Origin of the sequence: Paenibacillus oryzisoli (assembly GCF_050467285.1) — a bacterium.
In the GTDB taxonomy this organism is placed as follows: Bacteria; Bacillota; Bacilli; order Paenibacillales; family NBRC-103111; genus Paenibacillus_E; species Paenibacillus_E oryzisoli_A.
The window spans coordinates 506,486-525,211 of the sequence record NZ_JBCMUN010000001.1 but is presented as its reverse complement, the minus strand read 5'-3'; the positions used below and the strand labels follow the sequence as shown (position 1 = coordinate 525,211).

The following is an 18,726-nucleotide window of genomic DNA, read 5'->3' as shown; positions in this document are numbered from 1 at the left end:
CCCTATTTCGAGCAGTGTCCAAGGCATCCCTCCCAGACGAAATTTATGGTTTCTTTCGCCGGCTTCCCTTAACCTTTCAGGGAGCCGATCATCACGCCTTTTACGAAATATTTCTGAATGAACGGATAGACGATCAGCATTGGAACGATGGAGACGACCAGTGTCGCGTACTGCACGCTCTGCGGGGTCAGACTCGTTTGAAGGTCGTTCGCAAGCGCCGCATTCCCCTGCGATGCAAGCTGATCCGCAAGTGTATTCTGCAGGACGATATCTCTCAGAAGCAACTGCAGCGGATACTTCGCGTAATCATTCAGGAACATGAGGGCCGGGAAGAAGGAATTCCAATAAGAGACGGCATAGAACAAAGCAATGGTTGCGACGGCAGCGGTAGACAAGGGCAGAACGATCCGGATCAGCGCGCCAAAGTCGCTGCAGCCGTCGATTTTGGCGGCTTCCTCCAATTCAGCCGGAAAGGTGCGGAAGAAGGAGATCATGATGATAAGCCACCATGGACTGATCAAATACGGAATGATCAGCGCGGAATAGGAGCCGACTAGGCCAAACGTCTTCACTACGAGAAAAAGCGGAATGATGCCGCCTCCGAAAAACATCGGAATAACCACGTAGGTCGTAAAAAATCCACGGAATACAAGGTACTTTTTGGATAAAGAGTAAGCTGTGATCGTCGTTAGGGCTACGTTGAAGATCGTCCCCACAACCGTAATAAACACCGAATTCAAGAACGATTTTGGAATATGAACATCCTCAAAAAGAATGGTATAGTAAGCGCTTAAATTAAGGCCCTTCGGAAGCAGAAAGACCTTCCCGCTTGCAATGTTGTCCGGGCTGCTAAACGATACCGCAAAAACATTAAGCACGGGCAAAAGCGTCGCGACGATGACAATCACCATAACGATATGAATGACGGCATCGAGCACTCTCGAGCTCAGCGATGTATCTTTAATCATCGTAACTCTCCTTTCACACAAACAGCGTTACCAGAGGCTTTCCCCTGAAATCTTTCGCGCAAGATAATTAGAGCTGACCAGGAAAATGACGTTGATGGCGGAATTGAACAAGTCGACCGCCGCTCCGAAGCTGAAATCCATGTTGACCAATCCCTGGCGATATACAAACGTCGAGAAAACATCAGCCGTATCGTACGTAAGCGGCGAGTACATGAGGATAATCTTCTCGGCACCGACGCTCACCACATGCGACAATCCGAGAATCAGCGTGATGACCACCACAGGTTTAATGGCGGGAAGTGTAATGTGCCACATCTGCTTGATCCGAGTAGCCCCGTCGAGAACAGCGGATTCGTATTGCTCTGGATCGACCTTGGACAAAGCTGCCAGATAGATGACCGCTCCCATCCCGAGATCTTTCCAAATGTGCGACCCAACGAACAAGGTGCGGAACCATCCCGGCAGTCCGAAGAAGTAAATCTGCTGCAAGCCTAGTTTCATCAGCAGCACATTCACAATTCCGGAATCAGGGGCTAGCATAAGCTTCATCATCCCGACAACAGCGACAATGGACAGGAAGTACGGCAGATAACTGACCGTTTGCACAAGGCCCTTATAGTAGCGGTTACGCAGCTCATTCAACAAAAGCGCGAAGATGATCGGTACCGGAAAGCCGAATAGAATGGAATAACATCCAAGCAGGAACGTGTTCTTAAGCAGCATCCAGAAGTAGGGGCCATTAACGAAGGTTTTAAAATAGTCGAGACCGAACGGCCCGGCCCACGGTGCTGTAAACACCGAGCTCCAGAACGGATGTCCCGCCTGCATGCGAAACTTTTTAAACGCGACCAGAATGCCGTACATCGGTACATACGAAAAGATAAAGAAGTAAATAAGACCCGGTAACAACAGCAGCAGCAACACCTTCTGCTGTTTGATTCTATACCAAAGTCCGCTTTCGGCTTTCGCCCGCTTTGCTGTCGCGCTCATGAGGACGGAATTTTGGCTTGCATCCATGGTTCGTTTCACCAGCCCTTCAAGTAATTGAAACCGTATTCAGTGGCATCGTTTTTGTAAACGCTTTATTCAAATTGAATGTACGGCAACAAAGTGCAATTCGTAAAGGAACAGTTCTTTTTTCACACCCATTCAATGCGATTATTTGCCTGAATCCCTTGTAAGGCAAGGGATTTGGGTTCTGCATAAGGTTTTGCACGGGTGCGTTGTGCATAGCCTTCTGAATGCAAGGAACAATAGTTTTTTCACGCTCTTTTCTTTCCGAAATAAGAAAACCTCTATCCAGGACCACTCTGAGAAGAGTGACCTCGTATAGAGGTTGGGTTTATCGGGAGGATTCGCGATAGGAAGTCGGTTGAATACCGTACACCCGTTTGAATGCTCGACGAAATGTCTTATCGCTGTTATATCCACTTTCCTGCGCGACCAGTACGATGCTCTTGTCTGTCCCCTTCAGAAGCCCGCATGCCAGTTCGAGCCTGAGTCTTTCTACATAGTCGGAAAAATTCTCCCCTACGTGGTCTTTAAATAAAATCGAAATGAAGCTTTCCGATAATTTGAAATGCGAGGCCAATCCCGTCAGACTGAAATTCGGGTCCGTGAACTGGGCTTTCGTCATTTCGAGGATCGCGATTGCCGTTTTAATATACTTGTCCTTTTTCTGATGGGAGAGATGTTCGCAGATCGTTTGGAGCGCTTTCTTCCATACCTCCGGATTGAAGGCCTCCCCGCTCTCAGTATTCTGTGCGGCCAACTTCTCTCGCAGCTTCCCAAACGAATCGGAGCTTGCCTCCACCTGCTCCAGCAATTTGGCTAATGTCCCCTGCAATTCGTACTGAAATTGCCTTCTCGTCACCGTGTTCAATCGCCGTTCCAGCAAGTTGACATCCAACAAATGCTGCAGCAAACGATCAAGCCCTTCCATATCGCCGTTCTTAACCGTCTGGATTAGCTTTAGTTCCATATCGAGCGGATAATAATAATAGGAAGAATCCTGAACTCGCTCTTCATACCAGATTAATTCCCCGCGATCCGTCGGAATATGATATTCCAGCGCCTGACGCGCTTCATTATGCGAGCGCCACAGTTCATGCAGCAAGGCGGTGCCTCTCCCGATTCCGATGGTCAGCAGCAAACCGTTCTCCTCCTGAAGCAGGTCTGCTTGTACAAGCCATCGCTCGCCAAGCAAGGCGCGCAATGCCTCCGGATCGTTTTCCTCAAAGGCAACAATCAGATCGGCACGATTCCCCTCCACATTGATCAGGAAATCAAACCCCTCCAGCATTTGCTCCAGCCGCTCCGTTAAAAAGCTGCGAATCTCTTCCGTTTCTTCGTAGGCAACCTCCGCCCGATCATCGCGGTTGGCCGTAACGGAAATGGCAAAATAACCGACGCCTCGAAGTTGGATCCAAGCCTCTTCAAGGGCAGCTCGGGCCCCTGCCTCGTCCTTGTAGTAACCTTTAAGCAAACGATCAAGCACTGAAGCCCGTAAGAGCGGCAGCTGATGTTCAATCTGGGAGCGCAGCTCCGACATGGAATTCAGCAATTCCGAGAAAGGCTTGCTGTTCCTGTAGGCCAGGAACAGCGCAGCTAGAATGCCCAAGCCAAGGGTGATTCCAGCGAACGTCAGAATCGCCCGTTTAATCGTTTCCGCCTTTGCCAGCACGACGGAAGATGGTTGAGCTGCAATATAAGTCCAGCCATTTTGGTCAGAGCGGGAATGGGATACAAGCATGCTCTGGCCGCCAAGCTCCTCGAAGGAGGAGCCCAGCTTCCCTGTCAAAGACTGAGGGAGCGTAAGTCCGCTCTTCAGCTGCTCGGACGTAAAGGTAGGTGCAATCACCTGGCCTTGCCCATCTCGAATGTAAGCGTATCCATTATCTTCAACTAAAAGTTGAAACAAGTCCGTGATGTCTTTCTGATCTATAAAAACGATGATGGAGCCCAACACTTTTCCTTGAACGCCGTTTGGCAAGGGGCTCACATAAGCGAGCATGGATGACTGCTTTCCTTCTATCGTCACATCATTCAAATTATAGTATTGCTTTTGCGTGCTTCGTTTGGACACCTCATCCAGCCATTCGCTTAACTTCATTCCGTTGATATTGACCAAACTGTCATTCATATCGAAGGCCGTTTTCGACGACACGACCGCTCCGCTATTAGCGAAACAAATGAAAATATCCTGCAGCAATTTATTCGTTATCACGTATCGATTCAAGCTGCTGCGCAATAAGGAATAATTGTAAAGCTGCTCGGGAGTCGGCGGTGAGGTTGCGTTTAACAGCATCGACAGGACATTGTTATCATCGGAGATCGCGGAAACGACAGCATCGGATTCAACGAATAGCCGGTCCACCGTGTTTTGACTCATTCTCAAAATTTGCAGGCTAAGATCCGTTGCGCTCTTCGTCAAAACCTCTTGCGTTTGCACATATTGCTGAACACCGAACGCAATCGGAAGGCATAAGAACAACAAATAGGAGAAGACATATTTTCTAAACACCGATTGTTTATTTCTCCTGATCGGCAGACGCAGCAAGTTCCTCATCACCGGACTTCGTCCTTTCAGCAGGAATATATGGCATATATACCAAACTAATTTTGGAACCCTTTTCAAAAATGCTTGTTATGATATATTTATGTTATCGGTAACAAAATAATAACATTGCCTATCGCGGAGGTCAACCAAACCATACATCAGGTTGAGAACTTTTATGGCATTGTCCCATTATGTAACGTATTCAAGTAGAGAGGATGAATGGTGATGGTGACCATTTATGATATAGCGAAGAAAGCCGGCGTGTCTCCGATGACGGTGTCCCGGGTTATCAATCGCTCCCCCTTAATTAAGGAATCGACTCGAATGAAAGTGGAGCAAGTGCTGCGGGAAATGGACTATCTGCCGAACAAACAGGCGCGCAGCTTGACCTCGAGGGAAACGGGACTGGTCTCGCTCGTAATTCCCGATATATCCAACCCGTTCTTCACGAACGTTGTGCGCGGAGCGGAGGATAAAGCCCTGCAGCTCGGATACCAGTTAATATTGGGAAACACCGACGAGAATAAGGACAAAGAGGCCAAATACACGGAAATGCTGATGTCGACCCGAGTTGATGGCGTACTGATCGTACCTGCCAGCGATGAATCCGAGGACAACATGAAGAAGCTTGTTAAACGCGGGATTCCCTTCGTTTACGTGGACCGTACGCTTGATGCGATCCCGGCCGACTCCGTCAAGGGGGATAACTACAACACGACCCGTCTGCTGGTTCAGCATCTCATCCAACTCGGGCACAAACGAATCGCCTTTATTAACGGTCCAAGATACTTATCAAATACAAGAGAACGCGCTTTGGCTTTTCGGGAGACAATGGGGCTTCATGAGCTCGAAACGAACCCGGTGTACATGTTCGAGACCCATTTAAAGAAGGACAGCATGGAGGAGATCATCGACAAATGGGCTTCCCTCCAATCCGTAGAGCGACCAACCGCCATCCTGGCTGCAAACAATTTTATTGGGGTTAATACGCTGCGAGCTCTGCAAGCTCTACATCTCCAGGTACCCGACGATGTAGCTGTGGCCTGCTTCGACGATCCCGACATTATCCCGGACTACAACCCGTTTCTGACGGTTGCCAAGCAGCCTGCCTACGATATGGGGTATCTGGGCATGCAGCTCTTGATCGAGCGAATTCAGGGCACTGCCCCTGCATCTCATCGCAAAATCATCCTCCCTGCTGAAATTGTAATTCGCCGATCAACGCTTAGGGCGGACTTAAACTCCTCTTGACAATCAGGGATTTCAAGTTTAACCATAATCCGCAGCTTCCCTTCATAAACTAAAGAAGCAGCGCATGTCGCGATCCTAGTGGAAGTCTGAGGTGATGGCAGATGAGTGCTCCCGGCGGTCGTCCGCCGAAGCCGGATTGGAAGGGTCTTACCGCGCAGGCCGGCGACGTGCTGGGTCCTGAATTTTGGCAGGACATCGCCAGCATTATCCCGCTGACCGGTCCGCGCATTGATATGTACGAAACGCTGCAGGAAGTCGTCGTGGTGGCAGAACTGCCAGGGCTGTCTTCCCCGGAGCAGATTCAGCTTTCTTTTCACAACTCCGCCCTGCTCATCCGCGGCTCGCTTGTGCGGCCCTACCCTGTGCAGGACGACCAAATGAAGCTCTCGGAGCGCTTCTTTGGCGCTTTCGAACGGACGGTCCGCCTGCCGGCGAGAGCGTTAACGGCGCATATGCGTGCGCAGTACCACAACGGCCTGCTCATTGCCCGCATTCCCATGGCTCCGCCGGACGACGAAAAGGTCGTCCCCATTCAATTCACATGACGTCCCCTCGTCCGAGCACATTGCCGCTTGCGGGGGGCGTTATTTTTATCTGTAAAGAGAAATGAAACGCGATTTGTCCCCATATACTGAGGAGAGGGTGCTACGAACCTGATACTAGGGGGAATCGCTGTGGTACGGATCAAGTTTCAATCTATTCATATCGATCAAATCGCGGCTTCATCGAGCGTGAATAAAGGCACGAATCGCATCGTGGGACGACGTTCGGACGACAAAGTCAATAACGGGCTGGGCGCAGTCAGAGGCGACGGCAATCTCGTGCATGACAGCAAGCATATTGTGTATGATGCAGATACGCTGGATTACAAGCCTAATCGCGAAAAGAGCTGAGCCCTATGTGGTTTCGCCGAAAAAAACATTCTCTTCCCTTAGCGCAAAAACCGCCGTCAACCGCAGCCCCCTCATCTTCGCCCGCAATTATGCGAACGGAAGTAGCTCCTTCCGCCGCGTACACCGACAAGCTGGAACGCCGCATTCAGCAGTTGGAAAAGCAGCTCGCAGCGCTGTCTGAAAGACCCGCGCACATTCACATCGAAACACTGCATGTGCACCAGCCCGTGCTGGACAGCTTGACGTTTCGACTGGATCAACTCGACATTGGAGAGCTTAGCGGCTCCTTGAATTTAGGCAACAACTTCGGCGCCAAAACCGCCGATCTCAGAGCGCACGGGGCGTCCCCCGCCATGAAAACCCGCACTGGCTCCGCCGGCGATGATGCCAAGGCAGCGCCCGCACAGCAAGTCGGCGCCAAACCTTCAAAAGCCACAACGCCCTCTGCAGCGGGCTCAGAGCGCAGTCCCGCCGCAAGCGCGGAGGAGCCTGTCCGCACGGAGACTGGCTATCGTTACCATCCGAAGCCGTCTCCGCCAGCTTAGAGTCCACAAATAAAGGAGATGAACGAGCATGTCCTCCTTCATGTCGCCCACGTTTGTCATCGGCTCGATCCGCATCGGATCAGTCGAAAGCGCGTCCTGCATCAATATGGGCAACAATTGGCCGACCGATTTTCAAAGCAACCAGAAAACCGTGCAGGGCTTCGGCTCCGTGGAAGGCGACAACAATCAGCTTGTCGGCACCCGTGCCATGCTGAACGACTCCGACTTCCTCGATATGCTCAACGTCGGCGAGCAGGAGACGCCTGTATGGCTGCAGGACCTCATAACGACGGGCGCGCAGGCTTCCCGCTTCACGCAGCCCCAGGACGCTGCCGTCCCTCCTTCGGACGCCGACGGTGACAGCTGAGTCGGCCCGCAAGCTCCCTAGATCGGCGCATGTGCGCAGATCCGGGAGCTTTTTTACACCCGCCCAATAATCAAATCGCCCTTCGTGTACGGCGCGTCGATAATATCGTTGTCGTAAATGACGTTCGTCACCTGCTCAATCCGGTTATGCTCCCCGCTGATCTCGCCGACCCCTTTGTTCACTTTGGCGCTGGAGGACCAGAGCACTTGCGTGTTCGTCCCGATAAAAATACCGGACCCCTCCGTAATCGCGTTCACATGAATCGCATCAAACTGAATAGCCGGTGGGTCAAGCAATATCGGTACTCGCTGCTGCATCGCGACTTCGCCTCCCTACGCCTGACTCTGATAGGTTAGCCTATTCAGATTCGCGGCGGTGTGTGCCTCATCGGTCTGAGATGCACAAAAAAGGACCCTCTCCACACGGAAAGAGTCCTTGCCTGTTATACCGATGCCATTACCAGAAGAACCCTGGACCGCCGAAGCCGCCCCCAAAGCCCCCGAACGGGCCGCCAAAGCCGCCTCCGAAACCACCGCCGAAGCCGCCTCCCCAACCGCCGAAACCACCATACGCATATGGGGCTGTACCGATGGCGAGCAAATCGAACAAGACGAGCGGAACGATCGCTTTGACCTGCACCTTTTTACCGTTTTGCGGAGCGACCAGAAGCGTGTTGCCGCTGATGCGCACCAGTTTGCCCGTTACGTGCGAGCCGTCTTTTTTCACCGCGACGATGTCTTTGCCGATCAGCTTGCGCACGTCTTCTTTACGAATTTTGGATGCCATGTACATCCACCTCCTCAGCCAACAGAGATACATTGCTCTACAGTGTACGGCTAAGCGGGTCACATGGCTTGGATAACTGTCCCTATTTTGAGCAAAATACGCTCATGTCCGTGCATACGCCTGTCCGTCAGGGGGATCAGGTCGGGTTACGCTTTGCGCAGTTTACCCAGTTCGGTCGTAATCGCGTCGATCTCGCTGATACTGAATCTATCTTTGCTTGCAACCATTTCGTACAGATCCCGCAAATCTTCGTAAACCTCTTCGCTTACATTCGAGGCTTTAATGGAGCCGCCTGTCGCCATGCGCAGCTTTTTCTTGATTTCCTCGAACATAAACTCCACATTCGCTTCCGACCATACGCTCAAATCCATCCTTGCTCGCCCACCTTTCCCTCATGTCATTCCATCATTTTATAGTACAGGCATCCGAATGTCTAGGCGGCTGTAAACAAAAAAGCGAGCCTCGCGGCCCGCTCCATCATGATTAACCAAGCATTTTGACAAGCGGCCGCTGCTGTTCGTAGGCATCCATATCCAGACTTGCACAGATGAGACGGATGTGCTCGTCAGCCAGTTTGCGCGCTTCTTCGTAAGTAAGACGGAATTGAATACAATAGGAAATAAGACCGTGTAAAGACATGAACAAATTCCAAGGAAGCGTGTATCTGCGGCTCTCGGCACCCGGCTGTCCAGCCACGACATCGCGAACAACAATGGCGAACAATTCTAGACATTGCGCCTGCTCCGTTCTCGAATACTGCTGAAGCTCCGGCTCATTCATCATGAACATCATCTCGTAATGATTCGGATTCGTCAGCCCAAACCAGACAAACTCCATCATTAACTTCTGAAGCAAATTCACGCTGATGCCATGCTCGCGGGCAACCATCTCCCGCTGCCGTTGCAAGAGTAGGGCGAAATCGTCTTTAATTAACGCATAAAACAACTCAGCTTTTTCCGTAAAATGGTAATACAACGCTCCGTGACTGTATCCCATTGCCTTTGCAATGCTTCGCATTGTTAAAGCGCGATAGCCAAAGGTAGCGAATAATTCCCGTGCTTCCGAAAGTATTCGCTCTCTGCTAAGCTCTTGCGCGACTGCTTTTCTAGCCATGCCAATCCCTCCGCATCCTTAGCTGTTATGAAGTTGTCTTGGTGTCTTCGTGCTGTGAGCCCGCCTTATTCCGGCAAGCTGGTATGTTCGATGTACTCGCAATCTCCTGCTAGAATTACGCCTTGTCCTTGCGTAAAATCTGTGGCCCAATCGATGAACGTTTCCGCCTCCGCCTTCAACGGGTAACACGGTACCGTCACCTTGTCCGTAAATTGAATATCACCGAGCAGCATAGTCCGGTTTCTTAACTCATTTTCAAGCTTGCCGAACCACGTATAATCCACTTCAATCAACACTTGCTGATGATTCACTTTGTACACCGGCTGCGCTGCTTCAAGACCTGCTACGGCTCCATCCGTATAAGCCCGAATCAGCCCGCCCGCACCCAGCATGATGCCGCCAAAATATCTCGTAACGACAACCGCCGTGTTCTTCAGGCCTTGCTGTTTAATGACTTCGAGTATCGGCTTACCCGCCGTTCCGCTCGGCTCTCCGTCATCGGACTGCTTCTGAATCTGGTCTCGCTCTCCCAGCACGTAAGCGCTGCAGTTATGGGTTGCGAGTTTGTGTTCTTTCTTAATCGCTTCAATAAATTGAATCGCTTCTTCTTCCGTTTCCACCGGTTTGGCATGTCCGATAAAACGCGACTTCCTGATGACAATTTCCGACAATCCGAACGACTTGACAGTTTTGTAATAAGCTAGCATAGCCGACCTTTCTGGGTAGAAGAAACAACTGGTTTCATTACATTCTACACACATCTCTCTAGTTCTACAATATAGAAAGAAAATTTACCACATAAATATTGGAAAATCCAGCCCCTTATATGACCACCATTCAATTAAAAAACGACCAACCCGATGGGATTGATCGCTTTTTATTTTTTGACGCTTGATTATTGCTGCAGACGCGCTTCCAAAGCCGCTTTCTCTTTCTCATAGCCCGGTTTGCCGAGCAATGCGAACATGTTCTTTTTGTACGCTTCAACCCCTGGTTGATCGAAAGGATTCACGCCCATCAGGTAGCCGGAGATGCCGCAAGCTTTCTCGAAGAAGTAGACCATGTACCCGAAGGAGTACGGGGTCATGTCAGGCAGCGTCACGATCAGGTTCGGCACGTTGCCGTCCGTGTGCGCCAGCATAGTGCCTTCGAACGCTTTTTTGTTGACGAAGTCCATCGTTTTGCCGCTCAGGAAGTTGAGCCCGTCCAAATCGTCCGCATCGGTACCGATGGTGATGTGATCGGAAACTTGCTCCACTTGGATCACGGTTTCGAACAGGATCCGGTTGCCGTCCTGCACAAATTGGCCCATGGAGTGCAGGTCCGTGGAGAAATCGACGGATGCCGGGTAGATGCCCTTGTAGTCTTTCCCTTCGCTCTCGCCGAAGAGCTGTTTCCACCACTCGGATACGAAGTGCAGGGACGGCTCGTAGTTGACGAGAATTTCGATCGTTTTGCCTTTGCGGTATAGCGCGTTACGGACTGCCGCATATTGATACGCCAAGTTCTCGCTCAGCTTCGGATTGGCGAATTCTTTTTGCGCATCGGCTGCGCCTTTCATCATCGCTTCCACGTCAATGCCTGCTGTCGCGATTGGCAGAAGGCCTACCGCTGTCAACACGGAGTAACGTCCGCCAACATCGTCCGGGATGATAAAGCTTTCGTAACCTTCCGCTGTAGCGAGCGTTTTGAGCGCGCCTTTCTCACGGTCCGTCGTCGCGTAGATGCGTTTGCGGGCGGCGTCTTTGCCGTATTTTTTCTCCAGCAGCTCACGGAAAATACGGAATGCGATCGCAGGCTCCGTCGTTGTGCCGGATTTGGAAATGACGTTCACGGAGAAGTCTTTGCCTTCCAGCAGTTGAATCAGGTGGGTCACATATGTAGAAGAAATGTTATTTCCTACGAAATAAATTTCAGGTGTTTTGCGTTTGCCTTTCGGTAAAATGTTATAAAACGAATGAGAAAGCATTTCCAACGCCGCACGCGCGCCGAGATAGGAACCGCCGATGCCGATGACGACAAGCGCGTCCGAATCGGATTGAATTTGTTTGGCAGCCGCCTGGATGCGTGCAAATTCTTCGCGGTCGTAATTCTCAGGTAGATCGACCCAACCTGTGTAGTCAGAGCCTGCCCCTGTTTTGTCGTGCAGTTGGTTATGCGCCAGCTCCACTTGCGCCGTCAAATAATCAACCTCATGCTGGGAGATAAAAGATAATGCCTTGCTGTAATCAAAGTCTAGCTTTTTACTCAAAAGGTTCGCCTCCATCTCTATTTTACCTTTTCCTAGCATACTGATTTGCTCCTTTAAAAGCAAGTAAAGAAGCCATTCACAGGGATACTTTCCCATGCTAAAATGAAGCTGAGGTGAAGGAGCATGAAACGTATCGGTTTTATCGGACTTGGCACGATGGGTAAGCCCATGGCTGCTAATCTGCTTCGAAAAGGGTTTATGGTAACCGTCTACAATCGGACTGCCGGCAAAACGGACGAGCTGGAACAGCTCGGCGCCGAGATCGGCGTAACGCCGGCCGCGGTCGCGCGCAACTCTGACGTTGTGATCACCATGCTGAGCCATGACGCGGCATTGTTGGATATTTTTTATAGTGAGAACGGTGTTCTCAGCGGGATTCACCCTGCGCTCACGATTGTGGATTGCAGCACGGTTTCTCCGCAAACCAGCCAAAAGCTCGCCGGCGAGCTCGCCGCGCACTTCGTCGACTTCCTCGACGCGCCGGTGACCGGCACGAAGCCTGCGGCTGAAGCCGGAACGCTGACGTTCATGGTCGGCGGCAGCAAGGAAGTGTTCGACGAGCAATCGGACGTGTTCCAGGCGCTAGGCAGCAAAGCCCTTTACCTCGGACCGAGCGGCTCAGGCTCCTATGCCAAGCTCGCCCATAACACGATGGTGGGCATTAATTTGGCCGGCCTTGCCGAAGGTTTATCGATCGCGACCAAAGCAGGCATCAATCCTGCTCAATTCCTAGAGATCGTTCGCTCCGGCGGAGCGAACAGCAAGCAAGTCGAGCTGAAAAGCGATAAGATTCTCGATCGCGATTTCAGCAATCAATTCTCCCTGAAGCTCATGCTGAAGGATCTTCAGCTGGCCCAGGACATTACGGGCAAGTTCCAGCTGCCAGTGCCGATGCTGCAAGCGGCGACGAACCTGTTCCAGATCGGCCACAGCCAAGGGCTGGGCGATCAGGATTTGAGCGCGCTCATCCAGCTCTATGAGGGCTGGATGGGACAGCAGGTCGTCCGGCAGGACGAGCAGGCGGCCGCGGCCGCCGCGGCGTCGGCACAGCCGGCTGCGGGACTGGCGGGACTGGCGGGATTGTCGGGGCGTGAACGCCGCCGGAACACCCGCGTGAAGCTGGACATCGATTTGAAGCTGTCCATCTATCAGTGGGAGCAGGAGGGTTCCTTCTCCGGACAAAACATCGACGGCACGCTGTTCGATTTGTCCGAAAGCGGCCTGCAGATCACGACGCCGGTCATGCTGGCGCCAGATATGTTCCTCGTGATCCACTTCCCGCAGGAAGCGGATCTGCCGCCGATCACAGCGCGCGTCATCCGCATCGAGACGGAAGGCCGCCTGTTCCGCTACGGCTGCATGCTCTCGGGCCTGCCGCCGTACGTGCGGCTGAAGCTCGAGAAATACATTGAGGCGCGGATGGAGTTTGCGTTGTAGGGGATTCACGAGGCCGGTCACGGCAGTCAGACGCATGGCGCGGTCTTGCTAAGAGGGGCTCCCCCCTCTTATCGCAGCGATTTTAGTCATTTCCGGCGAGTTAACAAGGGCTAGGCACCCTTATGTGGCTGAAATTTACGGTTTAAGCTCGATTTCGCCGCTGTTAAGCAGGGCTGTGCCCTCTTAGCTGAGCGATTTCTGCCATTTCCGGTGATTTAACTGGGGCTAGGCACCCTTAGCGAGAATTCAATACCCAATTTAGACGCGTGAAGCACACCGTCCTTTCCAGATAAATGGAAAAGGCGGTGTTTTTATTTTGAGGAGGTAACTTGCAAATGACAGTATCGAAAGAATTCACCACAAATTATGAACAATATCTTCAGTACCATCACACTCACCGCTCTGGTGAAAGGCTTCGAAGACTGCTTGAAGGCCATGCGCATGCAGAGAAGCAGTTTCTTTCGCAAGTATGGTGGCCCAGTATCGGCAACTTTCGGTATCTCCATCCCGAGTATGAAGTAAAAGACTTTCAAGATGGCACTCGCTTCATTGACTTCGCCTATCTCCGCGGATCCTACCGAATTGCTATTGAAATAGATGGCTTTTCTGCTCATGCAAGAGACATAGACCGCACTCGGTTCTCTAATCAACTCATGCGGCAAAACCAACTAGTACTGGATGACTGGAAAGTGCTTCGCTTTTCCTACGATGATCTTTCACAGAGAAGCAGACGCTGTCAGCAAATTATTTTGCATGTGATGGGGCATTGGTTTGGGGAAGCAAAGCCTACCGTGCCGCTCAACTATAGAGAAAGAGATATTATCCATCTAGCTAAAATGTCCTCTGATCCGATAAACTCACGATTGGTAAGCGAGCACTTAGGCATACGGATGGACAGCCCTCGTGAATGGCTGCATCGTCTATACGCCAAAGGCATTCTGCGCCCTGCTCGCGGTAAGACACGTGTTCATTCCTATGTGTTGACTGCTACCAATCAAATGTACGAATTCTAGCGCAGCTCCCTCTCCTTGGCATGAAAAAAGCCCCCCACCATCCCCAAAGGGGATGGTGAAGGGCTCGCTCGCCAACTACTCGCTAATATACGAGCAGATGTAGTCGCTCACAGTTTTCACGTCGAGCTTGAATTTCGCGTTGGCTGGCACGGTGAATTCACCTTGGCCGCTGATGGAGATCCACTCGTCGCTGCCTGGCAGCTGAACGTTCAGCTCGCCGGCTTGGATTTCCATGATTTCCTTGGTATCTGTGCCGAACTCATATTCACCTGGCAGCAGGATGCCAAGTGTTTTCTTCGTGCCGTCTGCGAAAACGACGGTGCGGCTTGTCACTTTGCCATCGAAATAAACGTTGGCTTTTGTTAGGACGGTTACATTTTCAAAGCTGGACATGTGGACCATTTCCCCCAATATGCTTAGTCATGTGCCCGGCCGTAGCCGGGCTGTTATATGCAAGCTTCAGAGCGAGCCACCGACGCGCCCCGAAGCCTCGAATCCCGAAGCCCTCTTACCCCAGCAAAGCCTTCACGCGTGCTACCACGTTCTCCGGTGAGAAGCCGTACTCTTTGAGTACGCGGTCGCCAGGCGCGGAAGCGCCGAATGTAGAGATCCCTAGGATCGAACCCTCGTCGCCGACATAACGTTCCCAACCGAGTGGGTAAGCCATCTCGACAGCCAGACGTTTTTTCACATTAGGCAGAATGACGGAGTCTTTGTATGCTTTGGACTGTTTCTCGAACAGTTCCAAACTTGGCAAGGAAACAACGCGTACGTTGATACCTTCCGCCGCGAGCAGCTTCTGAGCCGCAACCGCAAGCTGCACTTCAGAGCCTGTTGCCAAGATTTGCGCATCCGGCTTGCCGTTTGCCGCATCGGATACGACGTAGCCGCCTTTGCTCAGGTTCGCTTTGGCGCCTTCGACGGTGCCTTCCAGAATCGGCAAGTTTTGACGCGTCAGCACCAGCGCAACCGGGCCTTTCGCTTCGGCAACCGCATAGCGCCAAGCTTCGGACGTTTCGTTGCCGTCTGCAGGACGAATGACCGTGATGCCTGGAATGACGCGCAGTGCAGGCAATTGCTCGATCGGCTCATGCGTAGGGCCGTCTTCGCCAACCGCGATGCTGTCGTGCGTCAGGACGTAGATCACCGGAAGCTGCATCAATGCGGCAAGACGGATGGATGCGCGCAGGTAGTCGGAGAACACGAAGAACGTCGCGCCGTACACTTTGACGCCGCCGTGAAGCGCCATGCCGTTCATCGCTGTGCCCATGCCGAACTCGCGCACGCCAAACCATACGTTGCGCCCCGCATAGTTGCTTGCGCTGTAGTTCGATTCGCCTTTGATCATCGTATTGTTGGAGCTCGCCAGGTCGGCAGAACCGCCGATCAGTTGCGGCAGCTTGCCTGCAATCGCGTTGATCGCATTGCCGGAAGCGACGCGCGTCGCCATTGGCTTGTCAGCCGTCGTGTATACCGGCAATTCCGCATCCCAACCAGCTGGAAGCTCGCCGCTCACTGCTGCGCTGAACTGTTTGCCAAGCTCAGGATATGCCGCGATATAGTCATTCAGCAGGCTGTTCCATGCTTGCTCAGCAGCCGTGCCTTCTTTTTGAATTTCCGCGTAGTGCGCGCGAACTTCATCCGGAACCAAGAAGTCTGGTTCTTCCGGCCAGCCGTACGCTTGCTTCGTCAGCTTCACTTCGTCGCCGCCCAGCGGGGATCCGTGTGGTCCGACATGGCCGCCTTTGCCGCCTTTGTTCGGAGAGCCGAAACCGATCGTCGTTTTCACTTCGATCAGCGTAGGACGCGTCGTATCGGCTTTCGCTTCTGCAATCGCGTTCGAAATCGCCGCCAGATCGTTCTGCTCTTCCACGCGAAGCACTTGCCAGCCGTACGCTTCAAAACGCTTGTGCACGCTCTCGGAGAACGCCATATTCAGCTCACCGTCGAGGGAGATATCGTTGGAATCGTAGAGCATGATGAGTTTGCCCAGCTTCAGGTGCGCCGCCAAGGAAACCGCCTCGGACGAAACGCCTTCCATCATGTCGCCGTCGCCGCAGATCGCGTATGTGTAGTGATCGATCACCGGGAAGCTTTCTTTGTTATACGTTTCTCTCAGGTGTGCTTCAGCCATTGCCATACCTACAGCCATACCAACGCCTTGACCAAGCGGGCCTGTAGTGGCGTCAACACCTGGCGTGTGGCCATACTCCGGGTGACCCGGGGTTTTGCTTCCCCACTGACGGAAGTTCTTGATCTCTTCCATCGGCAAGTCGTAGCCGCACAGGTGGAGCAAGCTGTAGAGCAGCATGGAGCCGTGGCCTGCGGACAGCACGAAGCGGTCGCGGTTGACCCAGTTCGGGTTCGAAGGATTGTGTTTCATATGCTGCTTCCACAGCACGTAAGCCATTGGCGCAGCGCCCATAACCATCCCTGGATGGCCGGATTTTGCTTTTTCAACTGCATCGATCCCGAGTGTACGAATGGTATCAACTGCAAGTTGCTCGATTGTTTTATTTGTTGCCGTCATGCGAAAATTCCCTCCAATTTCTCTGTATATTCATCAGCATTCGACTTCTTAGACAAGTCATTTGATCGCTTGCATTATTGTACCATTTGCTTTAAGGCTTTGCCACAATAACTCATGAAATCGGATCGCACGCGGACAGACGCAGAAACCCGCCGAGAATCCCGCACAGCAGTTTCCGCCACCGCAAATGGATAAAAAAGCCAGGCGAAGCAGATGCTACCTCTAAATCAAGCTCAGGTGATCCATATGCTGATCTTTCTCGCTACATTAGCAGTACTTGCCATCGGGTACCCTCGAAAAGCCGCCCGTCAGCAAGATGCCAGACTTGTCCCTGCGTACATATCCCTGCTGCTCATCGGACTCATACTTGCCGTATTATTTGTTCTTGGAAAATCCGATCTGTTGACGACGCTTTTGCAAAACGTCATGGATATCTTTGCTTCCGAGGAGGGCGAATAAACTTGTCATTATTAGGAAAGCTTCTTATCCGCTCCGCAACCCGAACGTTGCCCGACAGCTCGGAATCCAGCGCCGACTTTCAGAGCATTGCAGAAGATCCGCTGAGCAGTAGCCTGGACAGCAATCTGACGGCAATCCGCCAAGCCATCCCTTACGCCTCCGATCTCATCCTGCGCGAAATACCATTGCGCGGTCCCGATGGCTCAGAGACGCGGGCGGCCGTGCTGTATATCGACGGACTCGCGGAAAAAGACATCGTGCATCAATGTGTTACCTTGCCCTTGGTTCGATTAGAACCTGCAGGACAAGTGACCCTGCCTTACCTGCAAAATCATGTGATTACGGCCAGCGGCATCAAACTCGTGCCTTCGCTGCGGGAAATCCTTCGCGGGCTGCTGTACTCCAACACGCTGGTGCTGTTGGACGGCGCCGCAGGCTGCTTGCTCATCACGTCCGAGGGCTGGGAGCATCGCACGATTTCCAATCCGACAACGGAGCCCCTGATCCGGGGGCCGCAGGACGCTTTTAATGAAGTGCTCCGCACCAACACCGCCTTGCTCCGGCGCAAAATCAAAGATCCGCATCTGGATCTATTCCCCGTTCAGATTGGCAGTCGCACCCAAACCGATTGCGTCGTCGCCTATCTGCGCGACATCGCGAATCCGCATATCGTGGAAGAAGTCAAACGGAGGCTGGCAGCCGTCACCACAGAAGGTATTCTGGACAGCGGACAATTGGAGGATTTTCTGGAAGACGCTCCCTTCTCGCCTTTTCCGCAAATTGCTTCTACGGAACGAGCGGACAAAACAGCGGCAGCCCTGCTGGAAGGCAAGGTGGTCGTCCTGGTCGACGGAACGCCATTTGCCCTGATTATGCCGGTGACCTTTCCCGAATTTCTGCTAGCCACGGAAGATTACAACTTAAATTATCTCGCCGTCACGATGGTACGCGGGGTTCGCCTCTTCGCGATGCTGATGGCCTTGCTGCTGCCTTCTCTCTATATTGCAATCTCCTCCTTTCATCAGGAGATGCTGCCCACGCAGCTGATGCTGGCCATTGCCAGCAATCGCAGCGGCATCCCATTTCCCGCTTTCTTCGAAGCGCTGATCATGGAGATCAGTCTGGAACTGCTGCGAGAAGCCAGTCTCCGTCTGCCGGGCTCCATGGGCCAAACGATCGGCATCGTCGGGGCACTCGTCATCGGCCAGGCGGCCGTACAGGCCAACATCGTCGGACCTGTTCTGACGATCATCGTGTCTTTTACGGCAATCGGCTCGTTTGTCATTCCCAACTTCAATGCTGCCCTGGCCATTCGTTTGCTGCGGTTTCCCATTATGGTACTCGCGGCGGTTTTCGGCATTTTCGGCATCGTTTTCGGTACAGGCTGTATTCTGATTCATATGATCCATCTGCGTTCCTTCGGCGTCAGCTACCTCGCGCCTCTGACGCCGCAAACACTGGGCCTTGTGGACGATTCCATCGTGTTCAAAAAGCCGACACCTTTCAACCACTACCACTTGGGGTTCCTCGGCCGCAAAAAATCAAAAACTTAAG

20 protein-coding genes are annotated in these 18,726 nt (G+C 52.4%); 9 read left to right on the top strand and 11 right to left on the bottom strand.

Annotated elements, in window-relative coordinates:
• Positions 1–68: 68 nt before the first annotated feature.
• The 3 genes from ABE504_RS02075 to ABE504_RS02065 all read right to left on the bottom strand — a co-directional run bounded on the left by ABE504_RS02075 (position 69) and on the right by ABE504_RS02065 (position 4,536).
• Positions 69–968 (bottom strand): carbohydrate ABC transporter permease, encoded by a 900-nt coding sequence (locus ABE504_RS02075; protein ID WP_430083773.1) that lies wholly within the window; start codon positions 966–968, stop codon positions 69–71.
• 27 nt (positions 969–995) lie between these two features.
• A complete protein-coding gene (locus tag ABE504_RS02070) occupies positions 996–1,985 on the bottom strand; it encodes an ABC transporter permease (protein WP_430083770.1) in 990 nt (329 codons plus the stop codon).
• A 325-nt stretch (positions 1,986–2,310) separates the two neighbouring features.
• Complete coding sequence (locus ABE504_RS02065) at positions 2,311–4,536, bottom strand: helix-turn-helix domain-containing protein (protein WP_430083767.1); 2,226 nt, start codon at positions 4,534–4,536, stop codon at positions 2,311–2,313.
• Positions 4,537–4,752: 216 nt separating this feature from the next.
• On the opposite strand from ABE504_RS02065, the gene ABE504_RS02060 reads away from it, so the two are divergent.
• The 5 genes from ABE504_RS02060 (at position 4,753) to ABE504_RS02040 (ending at position 7,583) form a co-directional block, all read left to right on the top strand.
• Positions 4,753–5,778, top strand: coding sequence for a LacI family DNA-binding transcriptional regulator (locus ABE504_RS02060; RefSeq protein ID WP_430083764.1), 1,026 nt, complete (start codon positions 4,753–4,755; stop codon positions 5,776–5,778).
• A 101-nt stretch (positions 5,779–5,879) separates the two neighbouring features.
• Positions 5,880–6,323: an Hsp20/alpha crystallin family protein gene (locus tag ABE504_RS02055; protein ID WP_430083761.1), complete on the top strand. Its 444-nt coding sequence runs from the start codon at positions 5,880–5,882 to the stop codon at positions 6,321–6,323.
• A gap of 129 nt (positions 6,324–6,452) precedes the next feature.
• Positions 6,453–6,671 carry a hypothetical protein gene (locus ABE504_RS02050; protein ID WP_430083758.1) on the top strand — a complete coding sequence of 73 codons (219 nt, stop codon included), beginning with the start codon at positions 6,453–6,455 and terminating at the stop codon, positions 6,669–6,671.
• Between the two features lie 5 nt (positions 6,672–6,676).
• The gene (locus ABE504_RS02045; protein ID WP_430083755.1) at positions 6,677–7,216 is read left to right on the top strand and encodes a hypothetical protein; all 540 of its coding nucleotides are present in this window, start codon (positions 6,677–6,679) and stop codon (positions 7,214–7,216) included.
• A gap of 28 nt (positions 7,217–7,244) precedes the next feature.
• Complete coding sequence (locus ABE504_RS02040) at positions 7,245–7,583, top strand: hypothetical protein (protein WP_430083752.1); 339 nt, start codon at positions 7,245–7,247, stop codon at positions 7,581–7,583.
• A 53-nt stretch (positions 7,584–7,636) separates the two neighbouring features.
• On the opposite strand, the gene ABE504_RS02035 is transcribed toward ABE504_RS02040, so the two are convergent.
• The 6 genes from ABE504_RS02035 to ABE504_RS02010 form a co-directional block, all read right to left on the bottom strand.
• Positions 7,637–7,900 carry a hypothetical protein gene (locus ABE504_RS02035; protein ID WP_430083750.1) on the bottom strand — a complete coding sequence of 88 codons (264 nt, stop codon included), beginning with the start codon at positions 7,898–7,900 and terminating at the stop codon, positions 7,637–7,639.
• A gap of 139 nt (positions 7,901–8,039) precedes the next feature.
• On the bottom strand, positions 8,040–8,369 hold the full coding sequence (locus ABE504_RS02030; RefSeq protein WP_430083747.1) for a hypothetical protein: 330 nt from the start codon (positions 8,367–8,369) through the stop codon (positions 8,040–8,042).
• A 146-nt stretch (positions 8,370–8,515) separates the two neighbouring features.
• A complete protein-coding gene (locus ABE504_RS02025; RefSeq protein ID WP_430083744.1) occupies positions 8,516–8,740 on the bottom strand; it encodes a DUF1128 domain-containing protein in 225 nt (74 codons plus the stop codon).
• A gap of 112 nt (positions 8,741–8,852) precedes the next feature.
• Positions 8,853–9,482, bottom strand: coding sequence for a TetR/AcrR family transcriptional regulator (locus ABE504_RS02020; RefSeq protein ID WP_430083741.1), 630 nt, complete (start codon positions 9,480–9,482; stop codon positions 8,853–8,855).
• A gap of 65 nt (positions 9,483–9,547) precedes the next feature.
• Positions 9,548–10,189 carry a YigZ family protein gene (locus ABE504_RS02015; protein ID WP_430083738.1) on the bottom strand — a complete coding sequence of 214 codons (642 nt, stop codon included), beginning with the start codon at positions 10,187–10,189 and terminating at the stop codon, positions 9,548–9,550.
• Positions 10,190–10,377: 188 nt separating this feature from the next.
• Entirely contained in the window at positions 10,378–11,733 is a 1,356-nt protein-coding gene (locus tag ABE504_RS02010; protein ID WP_430083735.1) for a glucose-6-phosphate isomerase, read from the bottom strand.
• 123 nt (positions 11,734–11,856) lie between these two features.
• On the opposite strand from ABE504_RS02010, the gene ABE504_RS02005 reads away from it, so the two are divergent.
• Both ABE504_RS02005 and ABE504_RS02000 read left to right on the top strand, forming a co-directional pair.
• Complete coding sequence (locus ABE504_RS02005; protein WP_430083732.1) at positions 11,857–13,170, top strand: NAD(P)-binding domain-containing protein; 1,314 nt, start codon at positions 11,857–11,859, stop codon at positions 13,168–13,170.
• A gap of 335 nt (positions 13,171–13,505) precedes the next feature.
• Positions 13,506–14,183: a DNA-binding response regulator gene (locus tag ABE504_RS02000; RefSeq protein WP_430083729.1), complete on the top strand. Its 678-nt coding sequence runs from the start codon at positions 13,506–13,508 to the stop codon at positions 14,181–14,183.
• Between the two features lie 75 nt (positions 14,184–14,258).
• On the opposite strand, the gene ABE504_RS01995 is transcribed toward ABE504_RS02000, so the two are convergent.
• Both ABE504_RS01995 and tkt read right to left on the bottom strand, forming a co-directional pair.
• On the bottom strand, positions 14,259–14,576 hold the full coding sequence (locus ABE504_RS01995) for a pyrimidine/purine nucleoside phosphorylase (protein ID WP_126141065.1): 318 nt from the start codon (positions 14,574–14,576) through the stop codon (positions 14,259–14,261).
• A 115-nt stretch (positions 14,577–14,691) separates the two neighbouring features.
• Entirely contained in the window at positions 14,692–16,713 is a 2,022-nt protein-coding gene (tkt, locus tag ABE504_RS01990) for a transketolase (RefSeq protein ID WP_430083727.1), read from the bottom strand.
• 246 nt (positions 16,714–16,959) lie between these two features.
• Between tkt and ABE504_RS01985 the strand changes: the two genes are divergently transcribed.
• Both ABE504_RS01985 and ABE504_RS01980 read left to right on the top strand, forming a co-directional pair.
• Positions 16,960–17,172, top strand: a complete 213-nt coding sequence (locus ABE504_RS01985) for a hypothetical protein (protein ID WP_430083724.1) — start codon at positions 16,960–16,962, stop codon at positions 17,170–17,172.
• Between the two features lie 2 nt (positions 17,173–17,174).
• Positions 17,175–18,725 (top strand): spore germination protein, encoded by a 1,551-nt coding sequence (locus ABE504_RS01980; RefSeq protein WP_430083721.1) that lies wholly within the window; start codon positions 17,175–17,177, stop codon positions 18,723–18,725.
• Position 18,726 lies beyond the last annotated feature (1 nt).